The sequence below is a fragment of the Natronosalvus sp. KLKA75 genome (genome assembly GCF_059736265.1).
In genome coordinates this window covers 1401565-1421798 of sequence record NZ_CM185522.1, presented here as the reverse complement: position 1 = coordinate 1421798, position 20234 = coordinate 1401565, and the positions used below count along the sequence as shown (strand labels likewise).

The window sequence follows — 20234 nt, the reverse complement described above, 5'->3', positions numbered from 1 at the left end:
CTCTCGAGTCTCCGCTCACCGAGGTCCGACACCCTAAAGCGGCCGCGCTCTGAGTGACGCGTATGGAATACCACGAGGCGGCGGACCTCCTCGTCGGCCTGCGGCGATTCCGTCCCAGTCCGGGTACGGAGTCGACCCGGGCGTTCCTCGAGCACCTCGGGGACCCACACGAGGGCGTCTCGTTCGTACAAATCGCCGGGTCGAACGGAAAGGGCAGTACGGCGCGGATGCTCGAGTCGATCCTCCGGGAGGCGGGGCTCACGGTCGGGCTCTTTACGTCACCGCACCTCGAGGACCTCCGCGAGCGGGTTCGCGTCGACGGACGGAAAATCCCGAAGGCTGCCGTTCGAGAGTTCGGCGAGCGCACCGGCGAGTACCTGACCGCCCAGGCCGCCGAGGGCGCCTCGCCGACGTTCTTCGAGGCGATGACGACCCTCGCATGCTGGCACTTCGGTCGGAAAGACGTCGACGTCGCCGTCCTCGAGGTCGGTATCGGTGGCCGCTACGACGCTACCAGCGTGGTCGACCCAGTCGCCAGCGCGGTCACGAGCGTTAGCCTCGAGCACACGGGGATCATCGGCGACACGATCGAGGAGATCGCTGCGGACAAGGCCCAGGTCGCCCCCTCGGACGCGCCGCTGGTCACGGCGACGACCGGGACGGCCCTCGAGACGATTCGGTCGGTCGCCGGCAGCGTCGTGACGGTGGGAACTGTCGAAGGCGGCGCTCTCGAGGATAAGAGCGAACCAGCCGACGGACCCGACGTCACCGTTCGCTACGGAGGCCGAACGAACCACGCCGAGGCCGCCGTCTCCATCGACGGTGACGGATGGACTGTCGACGCCCGCCTCCCGGTACTGGGCGCCCACCAGGCCGAAAACGCCGGCATCGCCGCGACGCTGGCCCGGCAGGTCGCCGACGTCTCGACGCGCGACCTCGAGCGCGGCCTCCGAAACGCCCACTGGCCGGGCCGATTCGAGGTCATGGGAACCGATCCCCTGGTCGTCCTCGACGGCGCGCACAACCCGGGGGCCTGCGAGCGACTCGCCGAGACCCTCGCCTCGTTCGAATACGACGACCTCCACCTCGTCGTCGGCGCGATGCACGACAAGGATCACCGCGAGATGGCCGCGGCGCTACCGACTCCCGACCGGGTCACCGCCTGCGAACCGAGCCTCGAGCGCGCCGAGGACGCCGACGTGCTCGCGCGGGTCTTCGCGAACGCCGGCACCCCGTCGGTCGACACCGTATCGGGGGTCCCGGACGCCCTGAACGCGGCGCTCGAGGCGGCAGAACCCGACGACTGCGTGCTCGTCACCGGGTCGCTGTTCGCCATCGCCGAGGCCCGTCGTCGGTGGACGCGAACGGCCGTCCCGAAACGGGTCCGGGACCGGGACGACGCCCGTGGCGTGCTCGAGCACGCGGACGTCGACGCGGCGACGATCACCGACGTGACCGAGAGCGGCGTCCACCGCGTCGTCACGATGGCCCTGCCCCGCGACGGGGCGACCACGATCGAACGGGAACTCGTGGGAGTGGGCGGGGAGTGTTCGCTCTCGCGCGTCCGGTCCGGGGACGATCCGGTCGAGGCCGTCCTGATGGGGACGCTCGCCCAGTACGAACGGCTGACTGAGACGCTCGCCAACCGATCGGACGGCCTGGCGTCGATCGCCCACGATCTGCGGACGGCCCTCGGGCTGGACGCCCCCGCGGACGCGGAGACGGACGCAGGGACCGACGCAGCGACTGACGCGAGGACAGACTACCCCTGGGAGTCCGGCCCCTGCATCATGGGCATCCTGAACGTGACCCCCGACAGCTTCCACGATGGCGGCCGGTACGACGCCCTCGAGGACGCCCTCGCCCGTGCGGAGCGCATGGTCGACGCCGGCGCCGAAATCGTCGACGTAGGCGGGGAGTCGACCCGCCCCGGCGCCGACCCCGTCTCGATCGACGACGAGATCGAGCGCGTCGTGCCCGTGATCGAGCGGTTGGCCGCGGGCGGGGACGTGGACGAGGGTGGGGGCGGAGAGGGGGACGGGAACGGGAACGAAGGCATAGACGCCCTGCTCTCGGTCGACACCCGACGGGCCGCCGTGGCGGAGGCCGCCCTCGAGGCCGGCGCGGACGTCGTGAACGACGTCTCCGGGCTGGCTGACCCCGAGATGCGTTTCGTCGCCGCCGAGTACGACGCCCCCGTCGTCCTCATGCACAGCATCGACGCGCCGGTCGTCCCGAATCGCGACGTCCAGTACGACGACGTCGTCGAGGACGTCATCGAGCAACTCACCGAGCGCGTGTTGCTGGCGGAGAAAGCCGGCCTCGAGCGCGACCAGATCCTCATCGATCCCGGACTCGGCTTCGCGAAGACGCCCGAGGAGAGCTTCGAACTCCTGGACCGACTCGAGGAGTTTCGCACCTTCGGCTGCCCCGTTCTTGTCGGTCACTCACACAAGTCGATGTTCGAGCGCGTCGGTCGCGCCCACGGCGAGCGACTCGAGCCGACGATCGCGGCGACGGCCCTCGCGGTCGACCGCGGCGCAAACGTCGTCCGCGTCCACGACGTCCCGGAGAACGTCGCCGCGATGAAGACGGCGCTGGCGACTCGTGGCGACGGCGTCTCGAGTGGCGAGCCCTGATCGTGGAACCGGGTGGAATTAGAACTGGGACCGGAAACTGAATCAGGGTTAGAACGGATACCTGAATCGGGTCTGGAATCGATTCACCCAGCGCTCACTCCGCACGAACCGCGGGAAGCGTAAACGAGAACGTCGCTCCCTCGTTAGGTTCGGACTCGACCCAGATCTCGCCACCGTGGCGTTCGACGATGCGCTCGCACAGCGCGAGACCGATACCGGTTCCCGGATGTTCTTCGTGCGTGTGCAGCCGCTGGAACACCTCGAAAATGCGCTCTGCATCCTCCCGATCGATCCCGACCCCCTCGTCGCGAACCGTAAGCACCCAGTGCTCGCCCGCCTGCTCGGCAGTGACGTCGATCTGCGGTGGCTCGTCACCCCGGTACTCGATCGCGTTCGACAGGAGGTTCTGGAACAGCTGTCGCAACTGGCTGGCGTCGCCGTTCACACGAGGCAGGTCGTCGGTCACGATCACGGCGTTGCTCTCCTCGATCCGCACCGTGAGGTCTTCCTGGACATCTTCGAGGACGCCGTTCAGGTCGACCGGTTCGAACGGATCGCCGCGCGTATCGACGCGCGAGTACTCGAGGAGACCGTCGATCATCTCTCGCATTCGTTCGGCGCCGTCGACGGCGAATTCGAGAAACTCTTCGCCGTCCTCATCGAAGGCGTCGCCGTACCGGTTCTCGAGCAACTGGAGATAGCTCGTGACCATGCGAAGGGGTTCCTGGAGGTCGTGGCTGGCCGCGTAGGCGAACTGCTCGAGGCGCTCGTTCGACTCCTTGAGTTTTCGCTGGTATGCCCGACGCTCGGTGATGTCGGTGAGCGTCACGACAGCGCGGCTCACGTTCCCGTACTCGTCTCGTACCGGCTTGCCGTGTTCCATGATGATTCGATGCTCGCCGTCGAACGCGTCGATTTCGTAGATGTTCGGTTCCGTGACTTCCTCGCCCTGGAGCACCTGGTACATCGTCCAGTCTTCGGGCCCGACTGGCTCACCCGAGTCCGACCACACCGCAGTGTACTTCTCGTACTCCTCGACGGATTCGGCATCGAAGACGTCGCCGCCCCAGATGTCCCTGGCCGTGTCGTTCGCCCTGCGCAGCGATCCGTCTGCGTTCGCGACTACGGCACCAACGGGCAGGACCTGAAACAGCGTCTCGAGCTCTCTCGACTGTTTTTCGACCTGGAGTTCGGCTCGCTTGCGTTCCGTGATATCGGTGAGTGCGCCGGGGAACCGCTCGGCGTTACCGTCTTCGTCGCACTCGACGTGGCCGCGGGCGACGACCCACCGAAGTTCGTCGTCGGCGTCCCAGACGCGGTACTCCGCCTCGTACGACTCGCAGTGCTCGACGGCGTTCTCGATTTCCGCGGCGACGCGGTCGCGGTCGTCTTCGTGGATCGACGACAGCACCTGGTCGAGCGGGACGCCCTCGCGAGCGGCTTCCGGATCGACGCCGAACGTTCGAGCGAATGAGGCACCGGTGACGAACGAATCCTCGGGGACGTACCACTCCCAGGTGCCGACGGCGCCGGCTTCCGTCGCGGCCTCAAGTTGCGTCTTGGCAGCCTCCAGATACTGCTCGCGCTCCTTGCGCTCGGTGACGTCCCGGAAGTACACCGACACGCCGGTCTCGGAGGGATAGATGGTCGCTTCGACCCAGAATTCCAGGGGATCGAAGTAGAGTTCGTACCCCTGGGGTTCCTGGGTTTCCATCGCCGCCTGGAAGGCGTTCCACACATCGTCGATTTCGGCAGCCTCCGGATACAGTTCCCACAGCACTTCGCCGAGCAGTTCGTCCTCGGTCGCCTGGAGCAACTCTTCGGCCCGGTTGTTGACGTGGGTGAACCGGAAGTCCTCGTCGAGGGCGTAGAACGCGTCGGTTACCCGTCCGAGGATTTCCTCGACTTCGCTCTCCGCGTTGTGTTGGTCGGTGACGTCCTCGAACACGAAGACAGCGCCGTCGAACTCGTCGTTCTCGTTCCACTGTGGCGCGCCGTCGACCGACAGCCACGTGCACGCTCCGGAGGGGCGACGGAGACCGACAATCTGATCGGAGATCGGGGTCTGTCGAGCGCAAACGCGATCGAACGGGGAGTCACCTGGCTCGAGCCGTTCGCCGGCCTCGTCGACGAAATTCCAGCGAGCATCGTCGGCGAAGACGAGGGCGTCTCGGGACCGCTCGAGGAGGTCCCCGGCACGTTCGTTCGCGAACGTCACCTCGCCGTCGGCGTCGACGACCGTGATCCCGTCGTCAATCGCGTTCACCAGCGATCGACAGCGCTGGCGGGCCTCGGAGCCGTCTTCGCCGTCGCAGAATCCCGCATCGACATCCTCGGCTTGCTCATTCATTATCGGCTACAGGGCATCGAGTTGGAAAAGGGCCTCGACGGGCGGTCAGCGCTAGAGCAGCCCGCGTGCGTCCTGGAGCTCCCGATAGGTCTCGAGGTACGTCTCCAGCACCGCCTCCCGATCCAGGTTCGCGAACGACTCGTCGTAGGTCCGGTGCTCGAGGTCGCCGGCCTCGAGGATAGCGTCGGCGAGTTCCTGTTCGCTCGTGGTCCGGAAGCCCCGTTCCCAGCCCTCGACGAGTTCGTGGGCCGCGGAGTCGGCGTGGTACTCGACGATGCCGACACAGCCCGCGCCGAGCGCCCAGGCGAACTCGGTCGGGAAGACGCACTCGGTGGCCGTCTGGGCGAAGACGTGCGCACTCCGGTAGGCCGCGATGCGCTCGTCCCGACTCGTCTCCCCGGCGAAGGTCACCCGGTCGTCGATCCGCAGGTCCCGCGCGAGTTGTTCGTACATCCCTCGCTGCGGGCCGTCCCCGAGGACGAGCGTGTGCCAGTTGCGGTCCCGGAGTTCCGCGAGCCCCAGAAGCAGGCTCTCGAGGTTCGCCCCCTCGTCGAGTCGCCGGGCGTAGACCACGTCGACTCGGTCGCCCGGCGGCGTCGCCTCGATCCGTTCGAGGTCGATCGGGTTCGGGACGACGTCGACGCGTTCACCCGAAGCGCCTCGCTCTCTGACCCAGGTCCGGACCATCCGCGACGGCGTGACGATGCGGTCGGCGTTCCGGGCCGCGTAGCGATGGCCGCGGTCGTCCGGGATGCCAACGGCACCGTCGACGCCGATTCCCGCGCCGTACCACTCGAGGACTAGCGGGGCTCGAGCCAGCGTCGCCCCCCAGTTGGCCGCCCGCACCTGGCCCGCGGGATCGGCACTCGCGTGAATCACGTCCGGGCCGATCGACCGGAGGACGAACGGGAGGCGAAGCAGGAACGACTGGCGCGCCTCGAGGCCGGTCGAGACGCCGTGGTACGTGATCTCGTCTCGCTCGAGCGTGGACGGCTCACCGGGCCAGAACTGGGCACAGCAGACGTGGATGTCGTGGCCGCGGTCGGTGAGGAGGTCGAGAACGGTCCGGAACCGTTCGTTCGTCTCCGTCTCTCGGTGGTGGGCGGTTTCGAAGGAGACGAACGCGATTCGCATCTACGCTGTAGATGCCAGCGAGGGGGTAAAAATATAGGGCATTTGGAATGCCGCCGTCGCTCGAGGGGTTCCGTTACCTCCCGCGACGAAACGAGAGAGGTGGTTCTCGCGATCTTGCGGTGAAGTGAGAGAGACGGTTTATCACCTCCCGCGGCGAAACCAGACCACTACTGAACGCGTCGACGGCACTCCCTCGTTCGCCATCGAGACGGAATGCAACGTCCGACCACGCCTGCGAGAGACGACAGAAACACGTAATTACGTAGACGAACAGTTGTCGCCGTTAATACCGTTGCACCCTCTCGTTCGTCTCGATGGTCACCGACGCGTCCGGCCAGGGAGCGGTCTTGCTCCCCGCGAAATTCAACCCCGCCTGCTACACGTGCGTTCGCTCGCTCGCCGAGCGCGGCGTTCACACGATCGTCGCCTCGGAACACGAAAATGTCCCTGCTGGCGGATCGCGATTCTGTGACGAACAGATCCAGATCTGTTCCCCCGACGACGACCTCGTCGCGTACAAAGACGCACTGAAGGGAATCGCCGCTCGACCGGACGTCCGAACGATCCTCCCTCTCCGCCCGGCCGATCCGTACGTGTTCGCGACCTACCGGGACGAGTTCGAACGATACGCGTCAGTGATCGCGCCGCCGACCGAGGCGCTCGAGGTCGTCAACGACCGGACGAAACTCTTCGACGCTGCTCGCGAGGCCGGCCTTCCGGTTCCCGAAACGCGATGTCTCGACGAGGTCGACCGGTGGGACGTCGCGTCCGTCATCAAATCCCGGTACAATCTTCTCACGTCGGAACTCACGCCGTCGCTCGCCTCGGATACGTCCGCGGTCGAAAAAGACGTGGTCTACGTCAAACCGGGAGACGAACCCGACAAAGCGACGATTCGCTCCGGTATGCGACACGAACCGATCGTCCAAGAGTACATTCGACACGACGACCAGTACGTGTTCGGCGCGCTGTACGATCAGGGCGAGGCGGTTGCGACGTTCCAGCACCGACAGATCCGCGGGACGTCCTACACCGGCGGTGGCGGCGTCTATCGGGAATCCATACGCGATCCGAAACTGGAGGCGGTCGGCCGGGCGCTACTGGATAGTCTCGACTGGCACGGCATCGCGTGCATCGAGTACGCGAAGGACACCACCACCGGCGAGTACAAACTGCTCGAGATCAACCCGCGGTTCTGGCAATCGCTCCCCTGTGCGGTCCGGGCGGGCGCCGACTTCCCGGCGTACTACTGGCTGCAGGCGCTCGGCCGTGGCTCGTCGATCGACGCGAAGTACGAACGTGGCGTCAGAAGTCACTACCTCTATGGCGAAGCAAACTACCTGCTTAGTCTTCGACGAGACGAGCCGATACTCGTCGACCGGCCCCCGGTCCTGGACACGGCACAAGACCTTCTCGAGTCGTGCATCCGGACGCCTCACTTCGACGTCTTTCGACTCGACGATCCTGTTCCGTTTTCGCGCGAACTTCGGCGGGTTCTCCAGAACAGGATCGGGTAGGGGGCCGAAGTAGGGCAGGAATGAGTCGAAGCAGGTAGAGAGGAGTCGAAGTGGGCAACGGGTTCGCCGTTTCTCCATCACGAATACTCACAAATCGGCTTCCTCAACCCACAGGTGCACCCGGTATGGTGCAGACTCGATCGACGGCTCCGCGGGAACGTCGTCGACGTACAGCAACCAGACGATGCGCACCTCGCCGTTCGCAGTCGGCTCGACGTCGTGAGCGAGACGCCACGTTTCGCCGTGATCGGTCGTCGCCTCGAACCGCTCGAGCTCGCGCTGGTCGACGACGCGGGTTTCGTTTTCCGAGACGTCCATCTCCTGTTCGACGACGACGACCGTGTACGTCGTCGTGCGTCGTTCGTGGTTGTCGACCCCCACGACGACCTCCTGGCTCTCTCCCGGTGGGATCTCGAGTACCGAATCGGCATCATCCTCGGAGAGAACGTATATCGTGGAGTACTCGTCGTCCTGTGGGAGTGCCGTGGCGGCGTATCCAACGCTCGCGATCACGAGCAGTATCGTACAGACCAGTGCGACGTTCAGGATCGCTGAACCGCGAGAGTCGGGATCGAACACCGACGTGCGAAGAGTGTCCATCCACTCGTCATATGGAACTCGAAACCGATCGGTCGGCGGGAGCGCAAGGCGTCTCCAGATTGCGCCGGCCGTGAGGGCGACGGTAACGGCCGAGACGGCGACGAACGTCGGTCCAAATCGGAACGTCCCCTGCGCAGTGATCAGGATGAAACCGATCACCGGAACGATAATGGCACTCGAAGCGATCGAAAACGCGATGCGTTCCGGGCCGTCGATCGTTCCCCACCACGACCGGGGACGTTCGAGAATGGTCGTCGGCGACTGAACCCCGCTTCCGGCATCGTCGAACCGGTCTACTGGCCCGCGCTCCGGGAACACGAGAGCAATCAGCGCGTATCCTGGAGCGACGAGGACGAAGACGAGACCGAACGGAACGCGAAGGGGCGTTTCCCGTATCACCGGGGCAAACACGACGACGTTCGTCAGGGCCGTGAGAGCGAGGACTACCGTCAGGTCCGCTGGCAGTCGACGATCGTGCGGTCGAACGAGCGAACGAATCATCCTCTCTGTCTCTTTCACGAACCGCGATTAAAATCGGATGGACGGTTGTCCGGACTGTCTGGGTCCAATGATAGTTGAACCACCAAACGCTGTCGTGATGCGCGATATGGCCGCGGCCCCACTGCAAGAAATCGGCCGTTTAGACCCTTTCACGGCAGGTAAACCGTGATTGACGACCAGCAATTTAAAGCAGTGGTCCTCGGTAGTTTGAGAAGAGACACTGTGACGACCCCCACAGACGGCCACGATTACTCGCACGTCCCTCGGTGGCGGGACGAAGCTGGTTCGTGCCCACGACGCCTGTCCGTCCCTCGCTGGCTTCAGATGGCACGGTCGTGCGTCGACGTGACCTCCCATTCGAACGAACCGCCGTCTCATTTGAGTACTCCCACATGAGCCCGGAAGAGTACGATAGTACGCCGGATGCGTCGTCCGCTGCGTTCGACCAGGGTGGTGAAAAGCGGGCTTTCGAAGGAGGAACTGCCCCAGCCGACGGTGCCAGAACCTCCGTCGTTCGTGATCGGACGGTACAGTTCCCCACCGGCGCTCGAACGACGCGAGAGCGACTCACGATAGCGGGATTCGTCGCCATCGGCGTGTTCTGTTTCGCTGTTGGGTTCGTCGTATCGGCGGGTCGTGAAGTCCTCTTCTCGCTCGGCGGGATCGGGTTGTTCGCCAGTATTCTAACGTACGGAGTGACGGGGACGCGGTCGATCGAGGCCAGAGATGGGGCCGAAGTGTACGAGACGTGTGCGACTAACCTCGAGGCGATCACGACGACGTTCGGTTCGAGTACCGAGCGAATTTACGTGCCGAACCCGGACGGCGCCGAATCCGGGGCTCGGCTATTCGTCCCGGCCGCCGTCGACGGCGGCGTCCAAGACGCGGCTGGATTCTCTATCGTCGACTCGGAGGAACGTGGACTCGTCCTCGAACCGACTGGGGAAACGCTGTTCCGGGAGTTCGAGCGGGAACTGGACGAACCAGTTGCGAGCTCTCCGGAACTGCTGACCGAACAGTTGACCGATTCGCTCAAACACCGTTTCGAGTTCGTCACGGACGCCGACGCGACCGTGCGACCGGACGAGGGGGTCGTCACGATTACCATTTCGGGGAACGTCTTCGGCCCCCCGGATCAGTTCGACCATCCGGTCGCCTCCTTCCTCGCAGTGGGTCTCGCAGTCGGTCTCGACCGCCGGATCTCGTTCGAGGCTACTGCGCTATCCGACGACGGAACGTGGGTCCTCGAGTATCGGTAGGCGTCGTTCGAAGCGAAGGCTGTCGCTGATATCCCGGCTGCCACCGGTGAACTGGTGTCGTGTCGAACCTGAAGTGGTGAGACGAACCGATATTCGTGTCCGGTTCGTCTCATCGATTAACGCGTGACGGAGCACTGGCTATGGCGACAGGACGAACAGGCTGACGAAACGGTAGCAGAGCACCGCTGCGGCGCCCGCCAGCAAGACCTTGGTGAGGATTCGTGGTCGATCGACCCATCGTGGCTGCACGTGTGACATGGTGAGCAGGTTCGTCAAGATGGCGACGCCGAGTGCGGAGAACAGAATAAACAGGCCGTAAGTAAAGAATCCGGTCATCGAGAGCACGAGTACCGTTCCCAGCAACCACGAACACTGAACGAGGACGAACCGCATTCGGTGCGGTCTCATTAGTGGATGGATCGAACGAGCAACACGGTAAAAACTATAGCGACCGTATTCGTGGCGCTTCTCGAGTAATCCACGGTTGGAATACGTTCGCCCCACCGTCTGTGAGCCGTATCCTCGCTCGTCGATTCGTGACCTGAATTAGTGATCGAGTACTGGCTGGAGAACGGATGTGGACCCGTCTGTCACCCGAATCGATGCCGTTCACAGTGTATCTGAAACGGTATACCGACCTCTTCGGTAGTCAGGAATTTTATATATCTAATTATATGCGATGCAAGACGTCTATCTCAACCTGATAGCGGTGGTCCGATATTGCGACCGACGTCATCGGTCGAGTGTTAACGAAACCGTCGAAACGAAGACCAACGACATTGGGGCAGACGAGTACTACTCGGTTCGACTCGAGAGGATCGATGGGGGTTTCGCCGTCGCAGGAATCGATTCATCCTCGAGCCACGGTCGAAAACGTCACACTACTCTGAGGATTCGGACGAAGTTATTTCTGCTTCCCTGTGGGCCGTTAATCGACCGTAACGAAGCCCTATGTCCCTCACTGTAACGCGTCACGATAGCATCGAACAGGCCAATAGAAACCAGTGGAACCACGTCGTCGAGCAGGCCGATCTGGGAAGCGTCTTCCATCGTTACGGCTGGCTCCGGGCAGTCGAACGGGGTCAACCGCTCGAGCCACGTCATCTACTCGTCGAAAAGAAGGGCAACCCCATCGCGATTTCTCCAAACTTCGTCAGTTCGATTGGGTCGACCCCGGTTCGACGCCTCAACAGTATTAGACCCGGCTCGGGTGGTCCAATCGCCATGGGCGACGAGGAAACCGCGCTCGATCTAATACTCGAATCGACGGCCCGCCTCAGTGATGGGTCGGTTCGATTTCACCAGATCAGTAACGTCGATTCGTCCTACGTTCGATACCACGATAGCTTCCTGGAACACGGGTACAACCTGCGAATTACTAACTGTGACATGTTCCTCGATACGTCGCGCGACTGGGACGCCCTCCTCGCCGAGATGGATAGCTCGAGGCGACGAGCGATCAGGCGAGGACACGATCACGACGGGGAGGTCGTCGAGGAAGAACTGACCAGAGCAGTCCTCAGCGAGATGCACTCGAATTATACCGATGTCGCGGAACGTGTCGGTGGCACCCGATTGACTCGAGCGTTCTTTCTCGAACTTCGCAACCTCCCCGAACGGATCAAGATATTCTCGCTCCACGTCGACGGAGAACGACGCGGACTGATGCTGTTCGTGCTGGACGACGAACGGTCGATGCTTCACTATCTCTGTTCGGGCGTTACGGAGGATCATTTCGAGTACAACGCATCGGAGTTGATCCACGAACACGCCATTAAGTGGGCCATCGACAATGGCTACGAGACGTACAACTTCCGTGGAACGGAGCCCGACTTTCGAAACGGACTGTTTCGATTCAAGGAACGCTTCGCTACCCACGCGGCCCCCAGTCTTACGTGGGAGCGGGGCTATCCACAGGTCGCCCTGGCGGCGCTGAACGGCGGACGCGTCGCTCACCGATGGGTTACGTCCTCGACATCGATTACCCCTGGGTCCGTGCAAGAGAGAACGGCAGAAATTAAATCGAGAGTCGTTGGTCGGGTTTTCTCGTGATCAAACTTCCGAGTAGCATGCAGTCACCGGGGCAAACGCACGCTCTAGTCTGAACCATGCGCAATTCATTTTCATCCGCGGTCGTCTCGATCATCGTTTCGAAGGCGTACATCTTACTCCTCGGAGTGGGGTTCACACCAGTTCTCGTTCGGCTCCTCGGACCGGTCGAGTACGGTCGGTACGCGCTCGTCCTATCCGTCTACTCCGTCGTCGGAATCGTTCTGGTCTCAGGAACGGGCGATACGGTACGAAAGTACATCTCCGAGCGGTCGGACGCGGCGTGGCAAGCCGCCATCTTCGGGTACGTGTTCAGAGCGGTGTTCGTCATCGGGCTCCTCGCCGCTACGCTATTCTCTCTGGCGGCGTACACGGGTCTCGCAGCATCCACGTTCGGACCGGCGTTTACGTCACTCTTCTACGTGCTTGCCGCGTACCTCGTTTTCAACCAGCTGGCGACGCACGTCCTGTGGACGCTCATGGGACTCCAACTGGAGTCTCGCTCGGAACCGCTAAAAGTAGTCAAGGAGACGCTATTCGTCGCGTTCGCGATCACGTTCGTCTACCTTGGATACGGCGTCGAGGGCGTATTGCTCGGATCCATCGTCTCCAGTGCGTTCACCATCGTGTTCGGATTGGCAATCGTCAGCCGTCTGTTGCCCGTTCGCCAGGCCTTCTTCTCGAGCGGTGTGGACCTTCCGAAACGACAGATTCTCACCTACACCGCGAGCACGATCGGTTTCTTCCTCTTTTTGACGTCCCTGTACCACGTCGACGTGCTCTTGCTCCAGGTCTGGTTGTCCGACGAATTCGTGGGATACTACAAAGGCGCGCTGGTGATCGCTGAAGTCTTGTGGTTCGCACCGATCGCCGTTCAGTACGCGCTCTTACAGCGTGTCTCGCACCTCTGGGAGCGTGGGGACATCGACGCTATCGAGCAACAATCACAAATCGTTACGCGGTACGTGTTCCTGTTTACGACGTTGCTGGTACTCGGCCTCGCTGCGCTGGCAGCTGACTTCGTTCCGCTCTACTTAGGTGAGTCGTTTCGACCGGCGGTCACGCCCCTGTTGTTGCTGCTCCCGGGCGTGCTCGGGTTCGCGGTCGCGAGACCGTCACTCGCCATCAACCAGGCCAGGCGATCGCTTCGTCCGCTCCTCGTCGCGACGGGCGCCAGCTCGCTGATCAACGTACTGTTAAACCTACTGTTGATTCCGGGCTACGGAATGATCGGAGCCGCCGTCGCGACGTCGATCGGCTACGGAAGCCTCGTCGTGTTCCAGACGGCCATCGCTCGACGGATGGGGTACCGACCGCTCGCGGGCATCCGCTGGGGGGCTACGTTCGTCACGATCACTGTGTCGGCAACGTCGATCTTTCTCGTTTCGTGGGCGATCGACTCGTCGATCCTCTCGCTCGTGATCGTCCCGCCGTTCGGTGCGGTCGTGTTCGCCGTCGCCTCAATCATGACCGGCGCGATCACGAGTGACGACCTCGAGGAGATTGCTAGCGCGACTGCGCTGCCGAAAACGGTCGAACGTCAGTTGCTCGAACTGATCGAGCGGATTCCGACCCGCCACGAATGACGCGAATAGGCCGACGCGTCGTACATCCGACCGCTGGAGGCTACGTTCGGCTTCCGAACGACTCAAATCAATTTGCGGCTCGAATTGAGCGGCTCACTCGAGAACCGTTTTCTCAGCCTGGTGCGAGTTTCGTGACGAGTTCGTTTCGATCCCGAAGCCTGAGATACAGCTGAACGGCGGCGGCCATTCCCCGACCGGATCGGTACATCGTATAGTACGTCCGGACGTTCGGATTGTACTTCGACTTCCACCCGTTAATTCGTGGGATGTTAGCGTCGACGAGTTCGTAATCGCGGACGCCTCGTTCCATCGCATCGGTGAGCATCCGCCACTCAAGGAGTTCGTTCGCTGGAAGAGACGTCCCGGGCTTCGTTCCACCTTGCCATCGGTGAGCCGTCTCCCCGTCCACGAGGAGAATCGTACCGGTGACGGGGTCTCCGTCGACGGAAAGCACGTACGGATTCACGACACCGTCGGGAAGCCGTTCGTAGAGTTCGGCTACGAACGACGGCGACATCGTCGCGGCCTTCCCTTGCTCTTCGAATCGGCTGACCACCTGCTCCATGATCCACCTGGCCTCGTCGACGCCGCCGACTGCCACGGTGTACTCGTCGTCGAGATGGTTTCGGATGGTTCGACGCGTCGTTCGACTGAATCGACGGATCAATGTCTCCTCGTCGGTCTCGAGGTCGACGACGTAGGTGTAACTCGGGTGGACGTCGAACTCGTTCCACTTGAACGGTCGGACGTCGTCGTACCGCCAGGACGTTCGAATCGAGGTGTACCTGGGCTCGAGTTCGCGGTCGATCCACTCGAGACACCCGTCGATGAACCGACTGTGTCGCTTCTCTCGTTTGCGTTGCTTGAGTTGACCCATGTTGAGCAATGCAGGCCCGAGAATAGGGACGTGTAACCCGTGCGGTGGGGAGAACGCGAACGTAACCGGACCCTTGTGGCTCTCGAAGATGGGAAAGATCCCGACCGGTTCCTGGCCCTTGTATCCGACGAGCGGGTACAGTCTGGCGTTCGAGTACGTCGCCTGTGTTCTGAGCGCGTCGTACCGATGGAAGACCGATCCTTGCGGCGACCGGTCGACGTATTCGTTCCACGATTCTCGATCGGCGGGGTTCAATACCGATATTCTGATACTCATCTCTAGGTTCCTCGAGACCGGACGTCACTGGCCGAACTGTCGGTACGTGCGTCCGAGATGGCCTTTGTTATCCTACTGGTACGGGACTGGAACGCGATATTACTCCAGCGTCGGAGGCGTGTCTCTATCCCCGTAGCCCTGGTTCAGGTGGCGGCCACTTGCCGTTCGTCCGTTCGTAAATCCAGCTGGCACTCTTGCCAGAGAATGCTGCCAGCGACGGATACTTAGGCGAAATATCAAATTGAACTGTTCATATAGGCATGCTTCTGAGAAATTGGTATCCCTCCACACGTGGTCTCTCGCCACGTATGGACCGCCGGAAGTACCTGACGGCAGTTGGTGGCCTCCCACCGACAATCACTGGCTACATGTTGTCCAGCCAGGGTGCAGATATAGACGAGGACGGGAACGTACCGGCTCCCGACGCCACCGAGGCGACGCTCGCGGATCACTGGCGACACGTCGACGTAGTCAACTATGGAGCGGACCCAACCGGCGAAGACGACGTCACGCCAGTTCTGGAGGAAATTCTCGCCGAGGAAGGCGGCGACGAACTCCTCGTACTCTTTCCACCCGGGACGTACCGGATGGACGCTGGATTCGAGCACGACTCGTTTCGAGACTTCGGGTTGCTCGGCTACAACGCAACGATCGAACCGTCCTCGACGTTCGAAGGGGCTGGTGTCTACGATTCCAAGGTGTTCGCGCTTGGTCCGTCCCGGTCGTACAGTGGACACAACGTATACATCGGCGGCTTCGAGTTCGATTTCCGGAACGTCGAGGACGAGGACGGCGTCGCAGGCTCGGCCGTCGTCTCGTACGCGACCGGAGACGTGATTTTCGAGCATATCATGACGGTGGGCAGGCCGACGAGCGGGCGTCGCATGATCGAACTGATCGGGATGGAAGACTGTCGCGGACAGATCTACGATTGCGTCGTCAACGGAGGGCCAGGTGCCGGCGTGTACGTCGAGGCGACCGACAACGCGGTCGCAACGATCACGCACAGCCTGGCCCGAAACTGCGCCGACAACGGATTCTACTGTTCGAACGGGTCGGTCGTCGTCGAGAACTGTACAGCTATCGACAACGACATCTCGAACATTCGAATCGGTGGTGTCGTTCGCGACAGCGCCGTCTGGGTTCGCGATTCCGAGTTGTCCGACGCCCGCGGCTACTGGCTTCGAGACGGTGACTGCCGTCTCGAGAACTGCTACGGGTACAACGACGCCGAGGGGTCGCGGTCGGTACTCGAGGTCGCGTCTTCCGGCAGGTCGGTGACGATAACCGGCTCCCGGTTGGGATCGGACGCGGACCGACGGATCGCGGTCGTCAACGAGAACGGCGAAGGCGGCGACGGCCTGGTAACGTTTCGAGACTGTACGTTCTTCGGCGAGAAGGACTCCAGTGCTACGGAGGACGCGATCATCGTCGCCAGGGATGAAACGGCGTTTCTCGACTGCTCCTGTACGCTCACCGGCGACGTGATTCCGGTACGGTTCAATGGGGGCGCGCAGAACTGTCGCGTGATCGGCGGTCGATACGAGTCCGTGCGCCCGATTCGTTTCGAATCGGGCAGGGGTGGGGTCGTCCGTGACGTCACCCTCGAGACCGACCGCCAAGATGTCGTACTGGAGGTCGACGTCCCGGACGTTGCCGTCGACAACGTCCAGGGGGAGATTTCGACGGACGTTCGAACGGTCGTCAATGGACTCGGTGACAACGGATCGTCGAATCCGGCCGACGATGGCGACTGGCACGAACACGGGCGTGAGGGCACCGTCGTCGCCTGGACGGACGCGGATTCAGGCGAGGAGCGACTCTCAATCTATCGAAACGGGGACTGGTACTCCTGGATGGTCGAGTGAGCGGCCAGCGTCGTCGTGCCTCGAGGCAAGAAGGAGGCGCTTTAGCCCTCTACGAGACGAGAGAGCCGCACTACCGGTAGAACGTGACTGAACCGGAGTCGTACACGCGGTTACGCTCACCCAGGTTCTCGACCGGTATCTCGTCGTCGACGTACGCCGTGAACTGCAACGGACGGCGCTCGAGTTCGCCGTCTCGTAACAGTACGCTCTCTGCTTCCTCGAACATCGCGTTCTCCGCACCGGCGTCGACCACGACGCACTCGGCGTCGAGCATTTCGCCCACGTATCGACACGACGGCCTATCGGTTTCGATCAGCCCGTCGTACATCGCGTCGATATCCTCGTACGACTGGCGTTCCTGCTCGGTCAGGTAGTAGGTATAGAACGGCCGTTCGACGGCGGGGTTGTCCCTCGCGACAAAGTCGTTCGAGACCGCGGTGAAGCCGAAGAGCGATAGCACAAGCACGAGAACGACGAAGTATTTGAATCCGCCTCGAGAGAACAGCCGATACGCGCCGATGGCCCCCGTCAGCGCGAAGAGCATGTACGTGTAGTGGACGAACCGATTAATGTTGATCCCGGCGAGGCCCTCGAGGAGGAGTGTGGGCCCCGGGACGGAGAGGGGCACGAGTAGCAGCGCGGAAATGCCGATGACGCCGGTGGCGATCCACTCGCGCGTGTCGTCCCGGAGCCACAGCAAAGCGCCGAGGAGCATGAAGAAGATGAAAAACGAGTACGGGACGTAGTTTGCGACCTCCGCCCACGGGCTGGCGACGACCCCCTGCGGTGGCGGTTCGGTTCGAGAACCCGACGCGGCGCTCGTCAGTGCTCCGATAATCGTTTCGACCAGGGGTTCGGCCGCGTACAGCCAGTAGGTGAGCGTCACCAGCCCCGTGGTTACCATCGTGAAGGAGTCGACGGTCGGCGGTTGGGCCCCGACCGCAGACGAGCGCCTGACGATTCGTTCGACCGCGTAGACGATGGTCATGATGATGAACACGAACGGGATAGAGACGGGGTGGTAGACGACGATCGCGACGAGAAACACCAGGCCAGCGAGGCGCATGCCGGGGGCCGTCCGGCCGAGAAGGGTGACGAGGAGCGCGAGAAAGACGATCGAGGTGACGCTCCGTGGAATCGAGTACATTCCGTAGAAGGTGTAAAACGGATGGAATATCGTGAACAGCGCGGTCAGGAGCGCTACTCGTTCGTTCAGCGTGACCCGCCGTCCGAATCCGTACGCTGCGAGGATGCCGGCACCAAACAGTACCCCGCTGAGCACGTACACCGTTCGGTGGGTCGTCAGGTAACCGCCCAACAACTGGTGCGTCGTCGCCGCGTACACGTGCCACAGCTGGAACGGTTCGTACAGTTCCAACGACACTGGCGCACCGCTTTCGACGAGCGAATCGATCAGCGAGACGTGGACGATCAAATCCGTGTTCCCGATAAAAAAGTCGTACTTCAACGTCACGCTGAACACGGTGAGCGCGAAGGCGACGACCATGTGGTACAGACAGATCGGCGTGCGACCGGAACCGAGGCTGGGCAACCAGATCAACACGATGATCAGTCCGTACAGGACGGCGAGTCCGACGAAGAACGCGAGAGGACGGACGTCGTAAATCGCAAGCGAGACGACGAGGCTCGAGACGGCGAGGTGAAAACCGATGGAGAACACTCGCCAGTCGACGGCGATCCATTCGACCGGCTCTCGGTAGTGACGCTTCCCTCCGCGCCACAGTACGACGACGGCCAGCGTCATCGGCAGAGCCAGGTAGAGTCCCAAGATCGAGAGGTTCACACGACCGACGACGAATGGACCAGCGACGCCCAGGACGGCGAGGGGAATCAGAAGAACCTTCGATACGAGGTAGGCGTGGTCGAACATCGTCCTCATGTATCATCACGCTCCTCCTGGCCGCCTCTCAGCGATCGTTGGCTGGGGGATTCTTCTCGAGGCACGTTCGAAAACCGCTTCCAGTTCCGGACGATTACCCCGATAGAGGCACGCTCGAGACGTGCGACCCGGCTGACGTCCTCGTTGGAGCGGCCAGTGCAGGGTCCACGATCGGCTCGCTGAGACCCGTCATCGTCGGTCCATGTCCCACCGAAGCCTGTCATCGTCGATCCTCCCCTGCGTTCCGCGATCGACGGCCAGTTACGGACTCGACAGCGGCCTCGAGTCGAGCCTCTACGTCGGGGACTCGTTCCATCGCGGCGACAGGTGGCATCAGCCAGGCGACGGGATCGGTCCAGTCGAGACTCCACTTCGCCCCTGGGGTCAGTACCGTCCTGAGAGCGGTCGAGATTTCGTTCCGGGTCGGTTGCCGAACGCAGTACTGGAGTTCCCGAAGCGGGAATACCATCTCGTCGACCGTTCCGATAGTCCTGACGGGGAGATCGACGTCCAGGTCGAGAGCGGATGCGACCATTGTCGAGGCGAATCGGTAGCCACGTTCGCTAGCCAGCGCGTACGACGCCCAGAACTTCGGGTTCACCTCCATGAGCACGAACGACCCATTGGGACGGCGCTTGAACTCGACGAGTGCGATTCCGTGCCACCCCAGATCCTGTAACAAGTCCGTCGCCTGCGCCTCGAGAGAGGGGTTTCGGTAGGTTCGAAGATGCGTCCCACTTCCACCCCATCGAGGAACGGACCGAAGTTCCTCGTGACTGAACCTGAGCACGACATCGTTGTCCGAACAGAGAACGCCGACTCCGTAGGTCGACCCCGTCCCCTCGATTAGCTCCTGGACGAGTACGTCCCCGCCCGGAGCGACCGCCGCAATGCGGTCGTAAGTCCGCCAAAAGCGAGCAGGGTCGTCGACTCGAGCCGTCGTCTCGCCACCGCCGGATTCGTGTCTGGCCTTGAGAAAGACGGGAAAGTTTAGTTGGTCGAGTGCACCCCTCGGCCGCCCGTTCGCGTCGATTCGCTCGACGACGCTCGAGTACTCCGCCGGAACGTCGATCCCGAGACGGGCCGCACGGTCGAGGACGGCGGACTTGTCGGCACCGGTACGGAGCGACTCGCTCGAGGGGAGAGAGGTGGAAACAGAGGAAGGAAGGGTCGACCGAAGTCGGTCGATTGCAACCGTTGATTGGTACCCGACCGGCAAGACGAAGTCCGGGCGATAGGTCTGAACCGCCGACTCGAGGGCGTCGGCGTATCCCTCGCTCTCCGGTGGAGGGGCGATGATTCTCTCGTCGCAGTATCTCGACCGGAGCAGTCGGCTGTATCGGGTCGTTCCGACGCCGACGATCGTCACACTGAGATCCTCGGAGAGTTCCTTCGCGACGGTCAGCGCGGTCGGGTAATCCCCATCGAGGAGGAGGACCGTCGGATCGGCACACATAGGGTTCGTAACCACCACCCTCCGTGAAAAGCCAACCGGTGGTACTCGATCATTGCGTTCGGTAACGCCTGTTTTCCCGTTCGAGTCGCTTCACTGACTGCGTGATTGACCGGCGTAGCAACAAGCAAAACCGTCACGATCACGAACCGAATACGCGAACGTCGCTCTTCCAGGGTCCGCTCCGAAGGCCAGATCGGTCGGTTCACCTCTTCGGACTGCCAG

The 20234-nt window shown here is 62.5% G+C and carries 13 protein-coding genes; 6 read left to right on the top strand and 7 right to left on the bottom strand.

Annotated features, from left to right (window positions below):
- Positions 1-62: 62 nt before the first annotated feature.
- Positions 63-2639 carry a dihydropteroate synthase gene (gene folP / locus AC6I65_RS06900; protein ID WP_497901194.1) on the top strand — a complete coding sequence of 859 codons (2577 nt, stop codon included), beginning with the start codon at positions 63-65 and terminating at the stop codon, positions 2637-2639.
- A gap of 94 nt (positions 2640-2733) precedes the next feature.
- Here folP and AC6I65_RS06895 read toward each other — a convergent pair whose 3' ends face one another.
- Both AC6I65_RS06895 and AC6I65_RS06890 read right to left on the bottom strand, forming a co-directional pair.
- Positions 2734-4989 carry a PAS domain-containing sensor histidine kinase gene (locus AC6I65_RS06895; protein ID WP_497901193.1) on the bottom strand — a complete coding sequence of 752 codons (2256 nt, stop codon included), beginning with the start codon at positions 4987-4989 and terminating at the stop codon, positions 2734-2736.
- Positions 4990-5040: 51 nt separating this feature from the next.
- The gene (locus tag AC6I65_RS06890; RefSeq protein ID WP_497901192.1) at positions 5041-6123 is read right to left on the bottom strand and encodes a glycosyltransferase family 4 protein; all 1083 of its coding nucleotides are present in this window, start codon (positions 6121-6123) and stop codon (positions 5041-5043) included.
- A 314-nt stretch (positions 6124-6437) separates the two neighbouring features.
- Here AC6I65_RS06890 and AC6I65_RS06885 point away from each other — a divergent pair, with 314 nt between their 5' ends.
- Entirely contained in the window at positions 6438-7640 is a 1203-nt protein-coding gene (locus AC6I65_RS06885; RefSeq protein WP_497901191.1) for a carboxylate--amine ligase, read from the top strand.
- An 87-nt stretch (positions 7641-7727) separates the two neighbouring features.
- Here AC6I65_RS06885 and AC6I65_RS06880 read toward each other — a convergent pair whose 3' ends face one another.
- A complete protein-coding gene (locus tag AC6I65_RS06880) occupies positions 7728-8741 on the bottom strand; it encodes a DUF8471 domain-containing protein (protein ID WP_497901190.1) in 1014 nt (337 codons plus the stop codon).
- 392 nt (positions 8742-9133) lie between these two features.
- On the opposite strand from AC6I65_RS06880, the gene AC6I65_RS06875 reads away from it, so the two are divergent.
- The gene (locus AC6I65_RS06875) at positions 9134-10000 is read left to right on the top strand and encodes a DUF7982 domain-containing protein (protein WP_497901189.1); all 867 of its coding nucleotides are present in this window, start codon (positions 9134-9136) and stop codon (positions 9998-10000) included.
- Between the two features lie 138 nt (positions 10001-10138).
- Here AC6I65_RS06875 and AC6I65_RS06870 read toward each other — a convergent pair whose 3' ends face one another.
- The gene (locus tag AC6I65_RS06870; RefSeq protein ID WP_497901188.1) at positions 10139-10408 is read right to left on the bottom strand and encodes a DUF8044 family membrane protein; all 270 of its coding nucleotides are present in this window, start codon (positions 10406-10408) and stop codon (positions 10139-10141) included.
- A gap of 543 nt (positions 10409-10951) precedes the next feature.
- Between AC6I65_RS06870 and AC6I65_RS06865 the strand changes: the two genes are divergently transcribed.
- Both AC6I65_RS06865 and AC6I65_RS06860 read left to right on the top strand, forming a co-directional pair.
- Complete coding sequence (locus tag AC6I65_RS06865; RefSeq protein ID WP_497901187.1) at positions 10952-12052, top strand: peptidoglycan bridge formation glycyltransferase FemA/FemB family protein; 1101 nt, start codon at positions 10952-10954, stop codon at positions 12050-12052.
- A 125-nt stretch (positions 12053-12177) separates the two neighbouring features.
- Positions 12178-13635, top strand: a complete 1458-nt coding sequence (locus AC6I65_RS06860; protein ID WP_497901186.1) for an oligosaccharide flippase family protein — start codon at positions 12178-12180, stop codon at positions 13633-13635.
- Between the two features lie 112 nt (positions 13636-13747).
- Here the strand turns inward: AC6I65_RS06860 and AC6I65_RS06855 are convergent, their stop codons facing one another.
- Complete coding sequence (locus AC6I65_RS06855) at positions 13748-14788, bottom strand: GNAT family N-acetyltransferase (RefSeq protein ID WP_497901185.1); 1041 nt, start codon at positions 14786-14788, stop codon at positions 13748-13750.
- 308 nt (positions 14789-15096) lie between these two features.
- Here AC6I65_RS06855 and AC6I65_RS06850 point away from each other — a divergent pair, with 308 nt between their 5' ends.
- Complete coding sequence (locus AC6I65_RS06850) at positions 15097-16656, top strand: right-handed parallel beta-helix repeat-containing protein (RefSeq protein ID WP_497901184.1); 1560 nt, start codon at positions 15097-15099, stop codon at positions 16654-16656.
- A gap of 70 nt (positions 16657-16726) precedes the next feature.
- Here the strand turns inward: AC6I65_RS06850 and AC6I65_RS06845 are convergent, their stop codons facing one another.
- Together AC6I65_RS06845 and AC6I65_RS06840 are read right to left on the bottom strand one after the other, a co-directional pair.
- Positions 16727-18556, bottom strand: coding sequence for a putative glycosyltransferase family protein (locus AC6I65_RS06845; protein WP_497901183.1), 1830 nt, complete (start codon positions 18554-18556; stop codon positions 16727-16729).
- A 220-nt stretch (positions 18557-18776) separates the two neighbouring features.
- Positions 18777-20012 carry a carboxylate--amine ligase gene (locus AC6I65_RS06840; RefSeq protein ID WP_497901182.1) on the bottom strand — a complete coding sequence of 412 codons (1236 nt, stop codon included), beginning with the start codon at positions 20010-20012 and terminating at the stop codon, positions 18777-18779.
- Positions 20013-20234 lie beyond the last annotated feature (222 nt).

Bases quoted from the DNA above. Each gene is read 5' to 3' on its own strand.
- folP (WP_497901194.1), top strand. From the start codon at position 63: ATGGAATACCACGAGGCGGCGGACCTCCTCGTCGGCCTGCGGCGATTC.
- AC6I65_RS06895 (WP_497901193.1), bottom strand. From the start codon at position 4,989: ATGAATGAGCAAGCCGAGGATGTCGATGCGGGATTCTGCGACGGCGAA.
- AC6I65_RS06890 (WP_497901192.1), bottom strand. From the start codon at position 6,123: ATGCGAATCGCGTTCGTCTCCTTCGAAACCGCCCACCACCGAGAGACG.
- AC6I65_RS06885 (WP_497901191.1), top strand. From the start codon at position 6,438: ATGGTCACCGACGCGTCCGGCCAGGGAGCGGTCTTGCTCCCCGCGAAA.
- AC6I65_RS06880 (WP_497901190.1), bottom strand. From the start codon at position 8,741: ATGATTCGTTCGCTCGTTCGACCGCACGATCGTCGACTGCCAGCGGAC.
- AC6I65_RS06875 (WP_497901189.1), top strand. From the start codon at position 9,134: ATGAGCCCGGAAGAGTACGATAGTACGCCGGATGCGTCGTCCGCTGCG.
- AC6I65_RS06870 (WP_497901188.1), bottom strand. From the start codon at position 10,408: ATGAGACCGCACCGAATGCGGTTCGTCCTCGTTCAGTGTTCGTGGTTG.
- AC6I65_RS06865 (WP_497901187.1), top strand. From the start codon at position 10,952: ATGTCCCTCACTGTAACGCGTCACGATAGCATCGAACAGGCCAATAGA.
- AC6I65_RS06855 (WP_497901185.1), bottom strand. From the start codon at position 14,788: ATGAGTATCAGAATATCGGTATTGAACCCCGCCGATCGAGAATCGTGG.
- AC6I65_RS06850 (WP_497901184.1), top strand. From the start codon at position 15,097: ATGGACCGCCGGAAGTACCTGACGGCAGTTGGTGGCCTCCCACCGACA.
- AC6I65_RS06845 (WP_497901183.1), bottom strand. From the start codon at position 18,556: ATGAGGACGATGTTCGACCACGCCTACCTCGTATCGAAGGTTCTTCTG.
- AC6I65_RS06840 (WP_497901182.1), bottom strand. From the start codon at position 20,012: ATGTGTGCCGATCCGACGGTCCTCCTCCTCGATGGGGATTACCCGACC.